The following is a 15,434-nucleotide window of genomic DNA, read 5'->3' on the forward strand; positions in this document are numbered from 1 at the left end:
GACGGTGATTTCGACCTGCTGCTCGACCGTATCATCGGCAAGCATGGCGTCGAGGCCGTGGCCTATGGGGTGCCAGGTCTGACCGCCAACTCACTGATCCGCGCCGCCACCCGCTACGTGCCCATCGAGGGTGCGTTGCTGCTGAAGAATTGAGGTTTCACCGCTTTGGAACGCATTGCTGTCATCGACTTCGAAACCACCGGCATCTCGCCGAACATGGGTTGCCGCGCCACGGAAATCGCCGTGGTCATGCTCGAACGCGGCGAAATCGTCGGACGCTATCAGAGCCTGATGAACGCCGGCCTGCCCGTCCCCGGCTTCGTTGCCAGCCTGACTGGCATCACCACGGCCATGGTGCGCAAGGCGCCGCCTGCGGCCGAGGTAATGGCCGAAGTCGCCGAGTTCGTCGGCAGCACGCCGTTGTTGGCGCACAACGCCTCCTTCGACCAGAAGTTCTGGGATCACGAGCTCAGCCTGCTGCGTCGCGAGCGGGTGCAGAGCTTTGCCTGCTCGATGCTGATGGCCCGGCGCCTGTTCCCCGGCGCGCCGAATCACAAGCTGGGCACCTTGACCCAATGGGCGAGGCTGCCACACACCGGCCAGGCTCACCGGGCCATGGCCGATGCCGAGATGGCGGCCAACCTGACCCAGCATCTGGCGCGCGAGTTGCGCGAGCGGCACGGGCTGGCCGAGGTGTCCCACGGGCTGTTCTGCACGCTGCAGAAAGTGCCGATGGCGAAGATGCGCGAGGTGTTGCAGAAGCATCGCTTGGGGTAGGGCTGAAGGGCCTCTTCGCGGGCAGAGGGCTCGCCGCCCGGTTCTCACCAGGAAAGAACAAAAACACACCATGGACGACCTTTGAAATGCCTGCTCAAGCCCGCTTTCCCCTGTTGCTCATCGGCGCCTTTCTGGCCCTGTATTTCGTCTGGGGTTCGACCTACCTGTTCATTCGTATCGGCGTCGAGTCGTGGCCGCCGTTGCTGATGGCCGGGGTGCGCTTTCTCATCGCCGGGACGATTCTCTATGCCTTCCTGCGCCTGCGTGGCGCGCCCAACCCGACCTGGCCACAGTGGCGCGCGGCCGGGTGCGTGGGGATCCTGTTACTCAGTTGCGGCAACGGCGGCGTGACGGTCGCCGAACATGCGGGCGTGTCGTCCGGGGTGGCGGCGCTGGCCGTGGCCACCGTGCCGCTGTTCACCCTGTTCTTCGGCCTGTTCCGGGGGCAGCGCAACACCCGCCTGGAGTGGGCGGGGATCGTCCTCGGGCTGGTCGGGATCGGCCTGCTCAACCTGGGTTCCAATCTGCAGGCCAGCCCACTGGGCGCGGCGCTGCTGATCTTCGCCGCGGCCGCCTGGGCCTTCGGCTCGGTCTGGAGCCGGAGTCTGCCATTGCCCCAGGGCGCGATGGCCGCGGCGACGGAAATGCTCATCGGCGGCGCGGTGCTGCTGCTGGGCAGCCTGATCTCGGGTGAGCGCATGCAGCAATGGCCCACCGCCGCCGGCTGGGGCGCGCTGGCCTACCTGGTGTGCTTCGGCTCGATCCTGGCCTTCAGTGCCTACATGTACCTGCTCAAGCACGTGCGCCCGGCGGCGGCCACCAGCTATGCCTACGTCAACCCGGCGGTGGCCGTGTTGCTGGGCATCCTGTTCGCCGGTGAGCACATCGGCGTCGAGGAATGCGTGGCCATGGCGGTAATCATCGGCGCGGTGGTGTTGATCGGCGTGCCGCAATGGCGCAAGGCGAAAGCCTAGCCAACAAGGTAAACTGCCGGCCATTGCGAAACATCTTCTGACGGTAGACCCATGACATTCGCCACCCTTGGCCTGATCGAACCCCTGCAACGCGCCCTTGAAACGCTTGGCTACCAGACGCCGACCCCGGTGCAGGCCCAAGCCATTCCTGCGGTGCTGGCCGGTCGCGACCTGATGGCCGCGGCCCAGACCGGCACCGGCAAGACCGCCGGTTTTGCCTTGCCGTTGCTGCAGTTGCTGGCCATGGAAGGACCCAAGGTGGCGAGCAACTCGGTCCGAGCCCTGGTGTTGTGCCCCACGCGCGAGCTGGCCGAACAGGTTCACGCCAATATCGTCGAGTACGGCGAGCACCTGCCGCTGAGCACCTATGCGGTGTACGGCGGGGTCAGCATCAACCCGCAGATGATGAAGCTGCGCAAGGGCGTCGACCTGTTGGTCGCAACGCCGGGGCGCCTGCTCGATCTGTATCGACAGAACGCGATCAAGTTCTCCCAGTTGCAGACCCTGGTGCTGGACGAAGCCGACCGCATGCTCGACCTGGGCTTTTCCGAGGAGCTGCGGGATATCTATGCAGCCCTGCCGAAGAAGCGCCAGACCTTGCTGTTCTCGGCGACCTTTTCCGATTCCATCCGCCTGCTGGCTGGGCAGATGCTCAACGACCCGCTGAGCATCGAAGTCAGCCCGCGCAACGTGGCCGCCAGCTCGGTGCAGCAGTGGATCGTGCCGGTGGACAAGAAGCGCAAGGCGGAGCTGTTCTGCCATCTTCTGAAGAAGCAGCGCTGGAAGCAGGTGCTGGTGTTCGCCAAGACCCGCAACGGCGTGGACGCGCTGGTCGAGAAGCTGCAGGGACTGGGCATCAACGCCGACGGCATCCACGGCGACAAGCCCCAGGCCACGCGTCAGCGCGCGCTGGATCGCTTCAAGGCCTCAGAGGTGCAGATCCTGGTGGCCACCGATGTCGCCGCGCGCGGCCTGGACATCGACGATCTGCCGCTGGTGGTCAACTTCGACCTGCCGATCGTGGCCGAGGACTACATTCACCGCATCGGCCGTACCGGCCGGGCGGGGGCGACGGGGGAGGCGATCTCCCTGGTCTGCGCCGACGAGGTGCAGTTGCTGTCGGCCATCGAAATGCTGACCCGGCAGACGTTGAAGCGCGTCGACGAACCGGACTTCGTGCCCGATCACCGGGTGCCGGACACCGATGCCAGCGGCCAGGTGGTGAAGAAGCCGAAAAAACCGAAGAAGCCCAAGGTCAGTGGTAGCAAGAAGAACCTGGGCAAGTGGGTCGATAGCGGCGATTCGCCGGTGGATGCGACCCCTGTGGTCAAGCCGGTGCGCAAGGTGCCGGTGTTCAATACGGGACCGCGCAAGCGCAAGCCTTGAGCTGTGTGGGGGGCTTGAGGGCCTCTTCGCGGGCAGAGGGCTTTCACATTGTGTGGTGTGACTGAGGGCCTCTTCGCGGGCAGAGCCCGCTCCCACATGTTCAACTGCACCCTGTGGGAGCGGGGCGGGCGGCGAGCCCTCTGCCCGCGAAGGGGCCCGAGAGGCAAACATCACCCCCGAGCCAACCACTCCAGAACGCCATCCGCCGCCCGCCGCCCGCTGGCGAAACAGGCCGTCAGCAGATAGCCCCCGGTTGGCGCCTCCCAATCCAGCATTTCTCCGGCACAGAACGTGCCCGGCACATCGATAAGCATCAGCCGCCGATCCAGCCCCTGCAGGTCCACCCCTCCTGCTGTACTGATCGCCTCATCCAGCGGCCTGGCGCGTACCAGCGTCAAGGGCAGCGCCTTGATCGCCAGGGTCAAGGCTTCTAAATCGGCGAAGGTCTGTGCATCCGTCAGTTCACGCAGCAGACCCGCCTTCACCCCCTCCAGACCCAGTTGCCCCTGCAGGTGCCGGGCCATGGACTTGGATCCCCGCGGTTTGTGCAACGCCGTACGGACTTTATCCACAGGTCGATCCGGCAGCAGGTCGAGGTGCAGGGTCGCTTTTCCCGTGCGGTTGATCGCCTCGCGAATCCCGGCGGACAGTGCATACACCAAGCTGCCTTCCACACCGGTTTCAGTCAGCACGAACTCGCCAGTGCGCAACGGTTCGCCCGCCAGCCCCAAGGCGACGTTCTTCAGCGGTGCCCCAGCGAATTTTTCCCGCAACAGCGCGCTCCAGCCCGGCACCTCGAAGCCGCAGTTGGAGGGTTGCAGCGGCTTGATGGGTACACCGCGCCCTTGCAGCCAAGGCACCCAGGCGCCGTCGGAACCCAGCCGCGCCCAACTGGCGCCGCCCAACGCCAGCACCGTGGCCGCCGGGCGCACCGCCGATTCGCCGTGCGGATGCTCGATACGCAAGCTGCCGTCGTCGTTCCACCCCAGCCAGCGGTGCCGGGTGTGGATAACCACACCGGCCTCGCGCAGGCGCTTGAGCCAGGCACGCAGCAGCGGTGCGGCCTTCATGTCGGTCGGAAATACGCGTCCGGAGGTGCCGACGAAGGTCTGGATGCCCAGGCCATGAATCCATTCGCGCAGCCGTGGGCCATCGAACGGAGCCAGCCATTCTCCCACCGCCTGCGCGCGTTCGGCGTAGCGAGCCACGAAGGCGGGCTGGGGCTCGGAATGGGTGATGTTCATGCCACCGACGCCAGCGAGCAGGAATTTGCGGCCCACCGAGGGCATGCCGTCGTAGACGTCGACGGCCACGCCAGCCAGGCTCAGCACTTCGGCGGCCATCAGGCCCGCCGGGCCGCCGCCGATCACGGCAACGCGAGGGGGAGAAGAGTGCATGGAAACGGATCGACAGAGAAAGAAGGCGAATTCTACACGCCCCGTTCCGCTCCTGTATTCAGACGCACTGCTGATCAAAATTTGATCGGCGCTCTGAAAGCCTTGCCGTATGCGGCCTGTGGCTTGTTTTGCGCAGGTTATCCACATGCGGTTGCACAGCGGATGTGAGTAACTCGCGCAGTCTGTGCAAAACAGGCCTGAAAAGCTGATCAAAAAATGATCGCATCGCGCAAGCCCCCGGCTACGCGGGCCGTCAGCCGCTTATGCGCAGATTATCCACAGGCGGTTGCACAGCCAATGTGTGTAACTTATCCACTGGCTGTCGCGATGTGCATAACTCATACGGTGAGGAAAAACACCATCAGCAAGGGCCCGATCACGGTCAGCAGAAAACCGCTGACCAGCGCCACGGGCAGCAATTCGGGCGGGCACTTCTGCTTGACGATCGGCAGGGTCGAATCCAGCGACGTGGCGCCGCCCGCGGCGATGCATTGCAAGGGTCGCCGGGCACCCAGGCTGTACAGCAGACCGATGGCCAGGATCTCGCGAAACAGGTCGGTCAACAGGGCCATGGCACCGAACGCTTCACCGGCATGGTGGCCCACCATCACTCCGGACAGGGTGAACCAGCCGAAGCCACTGGACAGCGCGAGGGAGATGGCCAACGGCTGGCCGGTGGCCCAGGCCGCCAGCAGGCCGCCGAGCAGCGAGCCGATCACCACCATGGCGGGAATCTTCAAGGTGCGCAGCGAGTACCACGACGGGTCGGGCCTGACTCCGTAGAGGTCCAGCCCGACCAGCACGATCAGTACATAGAGGAAGTAGCTGGTCGAAGGCCAGCCAAACCCCGAGCCGTCGGCCGCGCCCCACAGGTGATACATGCCAACTCCCAAAGCCAGGGCCAGCAGGGCGATCAGGCATTCCTTGAGTGGCGGGACAATGCCGGCCAACCCCTGGCGGTCCGACGTCGGGCGTGGCACCACGGCACTGGCGCCTCGAGAGAGCAACAACCATGGCACCGCAGTCGTCAGCAGAGCGAAGACCAGCGCGGTGAGCGCCGATTCACGCGCCGAGTTCAGGGCGCCCAGGACGTTACCGAATTCGTAGCCGATCGAGAACAGCAGCAGCCAGATGAACGGGGTGATCAGCTTCACCAGCCGATGACGCAGCTCGGGGCTGATGAAGATTGCCAACACCCAGCCGCCGGCCAACGCCAGCAGGATGGGCAGGAGTGAAGCCACTATCGAAAGCATTGTCGCAAGCCTTGTGCAGGAGATCCATGGAGTGCCGTGTGTGCCGAAGGCGGGCATTATTCCAGATGCGCGACCCGTCTGGCTGGGCTTTTTCCATGTCGCGGCACCTGGGCCAGGGCCCGGTGCCGCCGGCTGCTATTGGGCCTGCAGCCACCGCTCAGTTGTCGGTCTGGATACGACCGATCACGGCGCCAGCTTCGAAGTAGTCACCGGCTTGCTGGCCGATCTGCACGCGGCCTGCACACGGCGCCAGCACCGAGGTCTCCATCTTCATCGCTTCCACCACGGCCACTACCTGCCCGCTGGAAACGTCGGCGCCGTCTTCCACCACCCAGGTGTGCAGGTTGCCCGCCACTGGAGTGAGCAGCGCCTGGGCGTCCACCTCTGCCGAAGCCGAAGCCGAAGCCTGTGCCTGGGCAGCGGGTGCCGCGTCCAGGCTCATGCCGCGCAGCAATGCAGCGGGCAGACCGAGCGCGTGGCGCTTGCCATCGATCTCGACGAAGGTACGCAGAATGTCCACCTCGGCCTTGGGTTCGACCCGCGGCGCCAGGGTGATGGATTCGGCGAAGTCGGTTTCGATCCAGCGCGTGTGCACGGCGAAGCGCTCGGGACCGGTGAAATCCGCGTGATCCATCACGGCGCGGTGGAACGGCAGCACCGAGGCGATGCCTTCGATACTGAATTCGGCCAGGGCGCGTCGGGCGCGGGCAATGGCCTGCTCACGGGTGGCGCCGGTGACGATGAGCTTGGCCATCATCGAGTCGAAGTGGCTGGGCACGCTCGACCCGCTGACCACGCCACTGTCCAGGCGTACGCCGGGGCCGAATGGCGGAAGGAACTCACCGATCTGGCCGGGTGTGGGCAGAAAGCCCTTGCCCGGGTCTTCGGCGTTGATGCGGAATTCGAAGCTGTGGCCGCGCGGCACTGGCGTTTCGGTGAACGACAAGGGCAAGCCGTCGGCGATCCGCAGTTGCTCGATCACCAGGTCCACGCCTGTGGTTTCCTCGGTGACCGGGTGTTCGACCTGCAGGCGCGTGTTGACCTCCAGGAACGACAGGGTGCCATCCTGGCTGAGCAGGAACTCGACCGTACCGGCGCCGACGTACCCGGCCTTGGCGCAGATGTCGCGGGCCGCCTGGTGGATACGCTCGCGCTGCTGTTGCGTGATGAACGGCGCGGGCGCTTCTTCCACCAGCTTCTGGTTACGGCGCTGCAAGGAGCAGTCGCGCGTGCCCACGACCACGACCTGGCCGTGCCGGTCGGCCAGGATCTGCGCTTCGATGTGGCGCGGGCGGTCGAGAAACTGTTCGACGTAGCATTCGCCGCGGCCGAAGGCGGCTTCGGCCTCGCGTACCGCCGAGGCGAACAGCTCCGTCACTTCGTCCAGACGCCAGGCGACTTTCATGCCGCGTCCGCCACCGCCGAACGCGGCTTTGATAGCTATGGGCAGACCGTGCTGCTCGGCGAAGGCCAGCACCTCGTCGGCGCTTTCCACCGGCCCCGGCGTGCCAGCCACCAGAGGCGCACCCACGGCCTGGGCGATCTTGCGGGCTTCGACCTTGTCGCCCAGCACGTCGATGGTCTCGGGATTGGGGCCGATCCAGATCAGCCCGGCCTCGATGACGGCGCGGGCGAAATCGGCCCGCTCGGAGAGGAAACCATAGCCGGGGTGAACGGCATCGGCGCCACTGCGCTTGGCGACCGCCAGCAACTTCTCGATGTTCAGGTAGGTTTCGGCAGGGCGCTGGCCGTCGAGCCCATAGGCTTCGTCGGCGTGGCGTACATGCAGGGCGTCGATGTCGGCATCGGCGTACACCGCCACGCACTGCACACCGTGGTCGCGGCAGGCACGGGCGATACGCACGGCGATCTCGCCGCGGTTGGCAATCAGGAGCTTTTTCATGGAAGGCGTTCCACATCGGCAGGTGAAGAAGGGGCAGGCGCGGTGGGGTGTAGCGCTTCGAAGGCGGCCACCGGGTTGAAGCGAATCCAGGCGTTGACCGGTATCTGTCCTGCCAGATCGAGGTGGTAGTTGGCGACCACGGCGATCACCGGGTAGCCGCCGGTCAGCGGGTGGTCGGCGAGGAACAGCACCGGCTGGCCGCTGGCGGGTACCTGAATGGCGCCCACGGCGGTGCCTTCGCTGGGCAGCTCCTGGTGATTGCTGCGTTCCAGCGGCGTCTCACCGGCCAGGCGAATGCCGACGCGGTTGGACTGTGCGGTGACCTGCCACGGCTGGCTGCTCAGGCGCTCGATGGCGTCGGCGGTGAACCAGTCGCTGCGCGGGCCCATCAGCACATCCAGGGTGACGGTGTCGGCGGTTTTCGGCAGGGCAAACGCCGGGGCTTCACTGAGCGATACGCTGGTGCCGCCCGTTGGCGGCGTGAACCCCAAATGGTCGCCGGCGGCCAGGGCGGGCGGACCGACCTGGGCCAGGGTGTCGGTCGACAGGCTGCCGAGCACCGGCGTCACGTCGAAGCCCCCGCGGATCGCCAGGTAACTGCGCAGCCCGGCGCTGGGCGCACCCAGAGTGACGGTGTCGCCCGGTGCCAGTTCGATGGGCCGATAGTTGTCCACAGGCCATTGCAGGCCACTGGCGCTGGTAAGGGTGACCGGGGTCTGTGCGCCGGTGACGGCGATCACCGCGTGGCCATGGCAGGTGAAGCGCAGGCCGCCGAGCACGGTTTCCACGCAGGCCATGTCCGAGCGGTTGCCGACGGCGCGGTTGGCGGCGCGCAGGGCGCCCAGGTCCAGCGCGCCGGAGCGGGACACGCCCTGGCCGGTTTGCCCGATGCGGCCGGTGTCCTGCAGCACGCTGTGCAGGCCGGGGCTGAGAATCTGCAGGTACGCGCCGCTCGGCCGCAGGGCCGCGGCGGGCGCAGCCGGTGCGGGCAGGCCGCCTGCGGTCAGAGGCCCGGCGTCGACGAAGCGGACCTTGTAACCGGGCCGCAACAGCGCCGGTTCGGCGCGCTCCAGGTCCCACATCTGCAAGGGCGTGACGCCGATGATCTGCCAGCCACCGGGGCTGGCCTTGGGGTAAATGCCACTGAATTCACCCGCCAGCGCCACGGCGCCCGCAGGGATGCGCGTGCGCGGCGTCTTCCGGCGCGGCACCTGGAATCCGGCGCCGCCGGTCAGGTAGCCGAATCCCGGGGCGAAGCCACAGAAGGCGACGCTGTAGTCCTCGGCGGTGTGGCGTCGGATCACTTCCTCGCGGCTGATCTGCAACAGCGCGGCAACCTCATCCAGGTCTTCGCCGTTGTAGTGCACCGGGATCTCCACACGCCGCTGCTCGACGGCACGGCGCTGGCTGGCATCGCGCCGGGCGAGTTGATCGACCAGTGTCTGCCGAGTGATGGCGCTGGGGCGGAACTGGATCAGCAGCGTCCGCGCGGCCGGAATGATTTCTTCCACGCCGGCGATCGGTTCGGCGCTCAAGGCATCGAACAGGGCCAGGGTCTGCTCGAGGTCGTCGAGCTCGACCATCAGGGTGTCCAGGTTGACCGGTAGAAAACGCACGGCAATCTCCTAGACGTGGTACGTGCTGTCAGGCACGTCGGTGATGAACATATGGCCCGGCGAATGGGTGATGGCGAACGGCACACCCGAGGCCATGACCGCTGCCTGGGGCGTGACCCCACAGGCCCAGAACACCGGTACTTCGCCCGGTTCGATGCGCACGGCGTCGCCGAAGTCGGGACGGGCCAGGTCGGCGACGCCCAGCAGCGCCGGGTCGCCCACGTGCACCGGCGCGCCATGCACCGAGGGATAGCGGGCGGTGATGGTGCAGGCTTCCGCCACACGGTCGGCGCGGATCGGGCGCATGGACACCACCATGTCACCGCGCAGCCGCCCGGCGGGGCGGCAGGCACGGTTGCTCAGGTACATCGGCACGTTGCTGCCATCGGCGATGTGCCGGACTTCGATGCCCGCTTCCTGCAGCGCGGTTTCGAAGGTGAAGCTGCAACCGATGAGAAAGGTCACCATGTCGTCGTGCTCGGCCCAGGCGTGGCGGGCGTCGCTGATCTCTTCGACCAATTGGCCGTTGCGCCAGACACGGTACAGCGGCAGGTCGGTGCGCAGGTCTGCGCCCTCGGCCAGTACGGTGTGTGGGCTGCCAGCATCGGTGACGTCGAGGATCGGACAGGCTTTCGGATTACGCTGGGCGTACAGCAGAAAATCATAGGCCCAGTCGCGGGGCAGGGCGATCAGGTTGGCCTGGGTCATGCCCGGGGCGACGCCGGCGGAAGGCGCCACCCGCCCGCCGCGGTAGTCGGCGCGGGCTGCCCGAGCGGCCTCGATGGCGCTCTTCGCTGCGCGTTCGAGTGCGCTCATGGTCGGCCTCCGGCAAACGGCTGCAGTTGCATGTTCGCCTGCTCCAGCACGCGCCGCAGTTCGCGGGCCATGGCCACGGCGGCCGGGCTGTCGCCGTGCACGCAGATGGAATCGGCCTGGATGCGGGTGATGCTGCCGTCGATGGCCTCCAGGGTGCCTTCCTCGACCAGGCGCAGCATGCGTTGGCCGATCAATTGTGGATCGTGCAGCACGGCACCGGGCTCGCGACGCGACACCAAGGTGCCTTCAGGCGTGTAGGCGCGATCGGCGAAGGCTTCGGCGACGCACGTCAGGCCTTCTTCACGGGCCAGTTCGATCAGGCTCGAACCGGCCAGGGCCACCAGTACCAGGCCAGGATCGACCGCACGGATGGCAGCGATCACGGCCAGCCCCTGGCGGCGATCGTGGGCGATGGTGTTGTACAGGGCGCCATGGGGCTTGACGTAGCTGACGCGGGTGCCCGCGGCCTGGGCCAAGCCCTGCAGCGCGCCGATCTGGTAGATGACGTCGGCGGTCAGCTCGTCGCTGGCCACATCCATGTTGCGGCGACCGAAACCGACCTTGTCCGGGTAGGACACATGGGCGCCGATGCTGACCTGCCTGGCCGCAGCCGCCTTGAGGGTGCGCAGGATGCCGGCCGGATCGCCCGCATGGAAGCCGCAGGCGACGTTGGCGCTGGTCACGATGTCGAGCATGGCGTCGTCGTCGCCCATGCTCCAGGCGCCGAAGCTTTCACCCAGGTCGCTGTTGATATCTATGCTTGGCATTGGAGAGGTTCCTTGTGCGTTGTCCGGCTCATACGACAGAGAGGAAGGCGAAGATCGGCCCGACCGACTTGATCGCCATGTACCAGGTGAGCAGGCAGGTCAATACGCCCAGCACCAGCAGCCAGCGAGGGTAATGGTAGCCGTCCATGAGGTCGGACCGGCGCCAGCCGACGTAGGTGAAGATGCTCAGGCCAATGGGCAGGATAAGCCCGTTGAAGCCGCCGGCGAACAGCAGCAGCGCCGCGGGTGCGGTGCCCATCAGCACGAAGATCAGCAGCGACACGGCGATGAACACCGTGGTGGCGCGGTTGCGCGCCTGCTCGCTGATGTTCGGTGCGAACACCGTGATGAAGGAAATGGAGGTGTAGGCGGCGCCGATCACGCTGGTGATGCCGGCGGTCCACAGGATCAGGCCGAAGATGCGCAGGCCGAACTGGCCGGCTGCGGCCTGGAAGGCTTGGGCGGCCGGGTTGGCGCCCTGGCCTGAGGTGTCGATGATTACGCCGCTGGCCACTACGCCGAGAATGGCCAGAAACAGCACGTAGCGCATGATGCCGGTGACCAGAATGCCGCTCAGGGCCGCTTTGTTCACGGCGTCCAGGTTTTCGATGCCGGTGGTGCCGCGGTCCAGCAAGCGGTGCGCCCCGGCGTAGGTGATGTAGCCGCCGACCGTGCCACCGACGATGGTGGTGATGATGGCGAAGTCAACCGTCTCGGGCAGGATGGTCTGGTACAGCGCCTGACCCAGCGGTGGGTTGGAAACAATGGCGACGAACACCGTCATGCCGATCATCACCAGACCCAGGACCACCATCAGACGGTCCACGGCCACCCCGGCGCGGCGCGACATGAAGATGCCGATGGCGACCAGGGAACTCAGGGCGCCGCCCCATTTGGGGTCCAGCCCCATCAACGCATTCAGGCCCAGCCCGGCCCCGGCGATGTTGCCGACGTTGAACACCAGGCCGCCAAAGATCACCAGCACGGCCAGCAGGTAGCCGCTGCCGGGGATGGCCTTGTTGGCGATATCGGCGGCGCGCATCCGGGTCAGGGCAACGATGCGCCAGACGTTCAGCTGGACCACGAAGTCGATGAGAATCGAAGCCAGGATGCCGAACGCGAACGCCGCGCCCATCTTGGCCGTGAAGGTCGCGGTCTGGGTAATGAAACCTGGGCCGATGGCCGAAGTGGCCATCATGAAGATCGCGGCAATCAGGGAAGAGCGACGCGCCTTGGTGAAGTCCTTGGCGGTCTGTGTCACGGCTGTGTGTGTCACGGCATCGTTCCTGCGATGGGGGATGCAGGTGGTAGAGCAATCAGCATGCCAACGCCATGATAAAAGGCCAAGAGTGTTGATCTGCATGATGTGGATTGTTCAACAATGAATGCATGCATGACCCACAAAGTGCACCACTTTGTAACGCTTCCGGATGTCGCTGTTACTTAATGATGCACCGAGGCCGCACGGGTCTTGCCTGAGACCGGCCTGTGATGGAACATCGCCGAGACTCTTTTCGACCCTGGACCGAACATGAACGACACCTCGCTGTGCCCCCCTCGTTCGCTGGGTGAATCCATCACCCAGGAGATTCGCAGAATGCTGGTGGAAGGCGAGTTGGTTCCCGGCCAGCGCCTGTCCGAGGCCGCGCTGGCGGAAACCCTGCAGATCTCGCGCAACACCTTGCGCGAGGCCTTCAGGGGCCTGACCCGTGAAGGTTTGCTCAAGCACGAGCCGAACCGTGGGGTGACCGTTGCTGTGCCGGACATGGCCTCGATCATCGACATCTACCGGGTCCGCCGTTTCATCGAGTGCCAGGCCCTTGCCCAGGGCTATCCGCTGCACCCCGGCACCGTGCGCATGCGCGAAGCGGTCGCCATGGGCCAGCAGGCCAGCGAGGCGAAGGACTGGAAAGCCGTGGGCACGGCCAACATGATGTTCCACAGGGCGGTGGTGGAGTTGGCCGACAGCCCTCGACTGGAGGCGTTCTACGCGCAGATCTCGGCGGAGTTGCGATTGGCCTTCGGCCTGCTCGATGACCCGCGGTTTCTGCACATGCCCTACCTGGACATGAACGGCTCCATCCTGCACTGCTTGGAAGAGGGGCGTGCCGAGGAGGCCACGCAGTTGCTCGAAGCGTACCTGGTACGCTCGGAACGCACCGTGCTCGCGGCCTACGAGCGCAGCACCCGACGATAGCTTGCAGCGGGGTAGCACGTCCGCTCGCAAGTCTGGATACGCCGTTGGTCTTGCCGTGAAAACTCCCTTGTGACCTCGCGTTCGAAATGTGCGGGAAGGTGCCTGCGAGCTCGGAATCGAACCGGGGCGGGCGGTATCGGCAAGGAATCAGCAATGAAAGAGATCCTCCAACTTGAAAGTGCGCGACTGATCCTGCGTCAGTGGCGTGACAGCGATTTGCCCGCGTTCGCCGACCTGTGCGCCGATCCGCGGGTCATGCGTTACTTTCCCGAAACCCTGGGGCGTTTGCAGAGCGCCGAAGTGATCGGTCGCGCACGCGGTCATTTCGCCGAGTTGGGCTATGGCCTGTGGGCGCTGGAGCGCAAGGACAGCGGGCAGTTCATCGGCTTCACCGGCCTGGGGCAGGTGGGTTTCGACGCGCCCTTCGCCCCGGCCACCGAAATCGGCTGGCGCCTGGCCTATGAGCACTGGGGCCTGGGTTTCGCCAGCGAAGCGGCCTGGACCTGCCTGGCTTGCGCCTTCGACAGGCTGGGGCTGGAAGAGGTCGTGGCGTTCACCGCGTTGGCGAACGCGTCGTCGGAAAAGGTGATGCAGTCCATCGGCATGCAGCGCGATGTGGAGGGTGATTTCGACCATCCGAACCTGCCAGGGCACGAGTTGCAGCGGCACATGCTGTACCGCATCACCAAGGACCAGTGGCAGCACAACCGGTAGGAGCGGCCAGTGGCCGCGAGGGGCGCGCTGCGGTGTGCCAGATATACCACGTTGCCTTTTCGCGGCCGTTGGCCGCTCCTACAGGTGTTCGCGGCGTGGCTGTCCGCTATCATTGCGCCCATTTGGTTCTGCCTATTTGGGTAATGCCTGTGCCGAGGAGTTTTGAATGAGCCATGTGTTGGACGATCTGGTCGAGCTGTTGAGCCTGGAACCCATCGAAGAAAACCTGTTTCGCGGCCGCAGCCAGGACCTGGGCTTTCGGCAGCTGTTCGGCGGCCAGGTACTCGGCCAATCACTGTCGGCTGCCAGCCAGACGGTCGAGCCCGATCGCCACGTGCACTCCCTGCATGGCTACTTCCTGCGCCCCGGCGATGCGCAATTACCTGTGGTGTACATGGTCGACAGGGTGCGTGACGGGGGCAGCTTCAGCACCCGGCGCGTCACGGCGGTGCAGAAAGGCCAGCCCATTTTCACCGGTACCACCTCGTTCCAGTACGACGAAGAGGGCTTCGCCCATCAGAGCGCGATGCCCGACGTGGTCGGCCCGGAAAACCTGCCTACCGAGCTTGAGCTGATGCAGCAGGTCGCCCACCTGATCCCTGCGCACATGCGCGACAAGCTGCTGTGCGCCAAACCCATCGAGATGCGTCCGGTGGCCGAGCGTGACCCGTACAATCCGTCACCGACCGACCCGATCAAGTACATCTGGTTTCGCGCCGACGGTGCCCTGGCGCAGACCCCGGCGTTGCACAAGTACGTCATGGCCTATGCCTCCGACTTCAACCTGCTGACCACCTCGCTGCTGCCCCACGGCAAATCGGTCTGGCACCGCGACATGCAGATCGCCAGCCTCGACCATTCGCTGTGGTTCCATGGCAACCTGGTCGCCGACGACTGGCTGCTGTATGCCCTAGACAGCCCCTGGGCGGGCAACGCACGGGGCTTTGCCCGCGGCAGCGTGTACAACCGCGCCGGCCAATTGGTGGCGTCCTCGGCCCAGGAAGGTCTGATCCGTCATCGGCAGGACTGGTCATGAGCCTGGCCCACGTCCGTCACTGGGTGTTCGATCTGGACGGCACCCTGACCGTGGCCGTGCACGACTTCGCTGCCATTCGCCGTCATCTGCAGATTCCGCCCGAGGCCGACATCCTCAGCCACTTGGCTGCTTTGCCGGCCCACGAGTCGAAAGCCAAGCACGCCTGGTTGCTCGAACACGAGCGCGCCCTGGCTGTGGCCTCGACGGCGGCGCCGGGAGCGGTGGAGCTGGTCCGTGAGCTGGCCGGTCGTGGTCATCGCCTTGGGATTCTCACCCGCAATGCGCGGGAGCTGGCGCATATCAGCCTGCAAGCAATCGGCATCGCCGACTGTTTCCAGCCGAACGACGTGCTGGGCCGCGACGAAGCCGCGCACAAGCCAGACCCGGCCGGTCTGCTGCACCTGGCCGGCGCCTGGCGCGTGCGCCATCCGGACATGGTCATGGTGGGTGATCATCAAATGGATCTGCAGGCAGGCCGCGCGGCCGGTACCGCCACGGTGCTGGTGAACCAGCCAGAGAACCTCTGGCCGGAACTGGCGGACTGGCATGCGCCGGACTGCACGCACCTGCGCAACCTGATCTGAATCGCCCGCCGCCC

Annotated in this window: 14 protein-coding genes and 1 pseudogene; 8 read left to right on the forward strand and 7 right to left on the reverse strand. The window is 65.9% G+C overall.

The window, feature by feature from the left end; all coding sequences use genetic code 11:
- The 4 genes and pseudogenes from B2V21_RS15255 to B2V21_RS15270 all read left to right on the forward strand — a co-directional run.
- A pseudogene (locus B2V21_RS15255) lies at window positions 1-153 on the forward strand (nuclease); the annotation flags it as partial.
- 12 nt (window positions 154-165) lie between these two features.
- Complete coding sequence (locus B2V21_RS15260) at window positions 166-777, forward strand: 3'-5' exonuclease (protein ID WP_049860889.1); 612 nt, start codon at window positions 166-168, stop codon at window positions 775-777.
- An 86-nt stretch (window positions 778-863) separates the two neighbouring features.
- Window positions 864-1,751, forward strand: coding sequence for a drug/metabolite exporter YedA (gene yedA / locus B2V21_RS15265; RefSeq protein ID WP_049860890.1), 888 nt, complete (start codon window positions 864-866; stop codon window positions 1,749-1,751).
- A gap of 51 nt (window positions 1,752-1,802) precedes the next feature.
- Window positions 1,803-3,137 carry a DEAD/DEAH box helicase gene (locus B2V21_RS15270; protein ID WP_056844037.1) on the forward strand — a complete coding sequence of 445 codons (1,335 nt, stop codon included), beginning with the start codon at window positions 1,803-1,805 and terminating at the stop codon, window positions 3,135-3,137.
- Window positions 3,138-3,307: 170 nt separating this feature from the next.
- Here B2V21_RS15270 and B2V21_RS15275 read toward each other — a convergent pair whose 3' ends face one another.
- From B2V21_RS15275 to B2V21_RS15305, 7 genes are all read right to left on the reverse strand, one after another.
- Window positions 3,308-4,534: a TIGR03862 family flavoprotein gene (locus B2V21_RS15275; protein ID WP_286917301.1), complete on the reverse strand. Its 1,227-nt coding sequence runs from the start codon at window positions 4,532-4,534 to the stop codon at window positions 3,308-3,310.
- A 338-nt stretch (window positions 4,535-4,872) separates the two neighbouring features.
- Entirely contained in the window at window positions 4,873-5,775 is a 903-nt protein-coding gene (locus B2V21_RS15280; protein ID WP_286917302.1) for a lysine exporter LysO family protein, read from the reverse strand.
- Between the two features lie 169 nt (window positions 5,776-5,944).
- Window positions 5,945-7,690, reverse strand: coding sequence for an acetyl/propionyl/methylcrotonyl-CoA carboxylase subunit alpha (locus B2V21_RS15285; protein ID WP_286917303.1), 1,746 nt, complete (start codon window positions 7,688-7,690; stop codon window positions 5,945-5,947).
- Window positions 7,687-9,306 (reverse strand): 5-oxoprolinase/urea amidolyase family protein, encoded by a 1,620-nt coding sequence (locus tag B2V21_RS15290; RefSeq protein WP_286917304.1) that lies wholly within the window; start codon window positions 9,304-9,306, stop codon window positions 7,687-7,689. Before B2V21_RS15290 ends, B2V21_RS15285 begins: the two co-directional genes overlap by 4 nt.
- 9 nt (window positions 9,307-9,315) lie before the next feature.
- Complete coding sequence (locus B2V21_RS15295; protein WP_286917305.1) at window positions 9,316-10,122, reverse strand: putative hydro-lyase; 807 nt, start codon at window positions 10,120-10,122, stop codon at window positions 9,316-9,318.
- A complete protein-coding gene (locus B2V21_RS15300; protein WP_122742621.1) occupies window positions 10,119-10,889 on the reverse strand; it encodes a LamB/YcsF family protein in 771 nt (256 codons plus the stop codon). Before B2V21_RS15300 ends, B2V21_RS15295 begins: the two co-directional genes overlap by 4 nt.
- Before the next feature lie 28 nt (window positions 10,890-10,917).
- The gene (locus tag B2V21_RS15305; RefSeq protein ID WP_049860947.1) at window positions 10,918-12,150 is read right to left on the reverse strand and encodes an NRAMP family divalent metal transporter; all 1,233 of its coding nucleotides are present in this window, start codon (window positions 12,148-12,150) and stop codon (window positions 10,918-10,920) included.
- A 270-nt stretch (window positions 12,151-12,420) separates the two neighbouring features.
- Between B2V21_RS15305 and B2V21_RS15310 the strand changes: the two genes are divergently transcribed.
- The 4 genes from B2V21_RS15310 to B2V21_RS15325 all read left to right on the forward strand — a co-directional run bounded on the left by B2V21_RS15310 (window position 12,421) and on the right by B2V21_RS15325 (window position 15,420).
- On the forward strand, window positions 12,421-13,086 hold the full coding sequence (locus B2V21_RS15310) for a GntR family transcriptional regulator (RefSeq protein ID WP_286917306.1): 666 nt from the start codon (window positions 12,421-12,423) through the stop codon (window positions 13,084-13,086).
- A 153-nt stretch (window positions 13,087-13,239) separates the two neighbouring features.
- On the forward strand, window positions 13,240-13,800 hold the full coding sequence (locus B2V21_RS15315; protein ID WP_286917307.1) for a GNAT family N-acetyltransferase: 561 nt from the start codon (window positions 13,240-13,242) through the stop codon (window positions 13,798-13,800).
- 166 nt (window positions 13,801-13,966) lie between these two features.
- Entirely contained in the window at window positions 13,967-14,836 is an 870-nt protein-coding gene (tesB, locus tag B2V21_RS15320) for an acyl-CoA thioesterase II (protein WP_090360449.1), read from the forward strand.
- Window positions 14,833-15,420 carry an HAD family hydrolase gene (locus B2V21_RS15325; RefSeq protein ID WP_286917308.1) on the forward strand — a complete coding sequence of 196 codons (588 nt, stop codon included), beginning with the start codon at window positions 14,833-14,835 and terminating at the stop codon, window positions 15,418-15,420. Before tesB ends, B2V21_RS15325 begins: the two co-directional genes overlap by 4 nt.
- The last annotated feature ends 14 nt before the right edge of the window (window positions 15,421-15,434 follow it).

The organism is Pseudomonas sp. UBA6276, from assembly GCF_002438365.1.
GTDB classification, from domain to species: Bacteria; Pseudomonadota; Gammaproteobacteria; order Pseudomonadales; family Pseudomonadaceae; genus Aquipseudomonas; species Aquipseudomonas coleopterorum.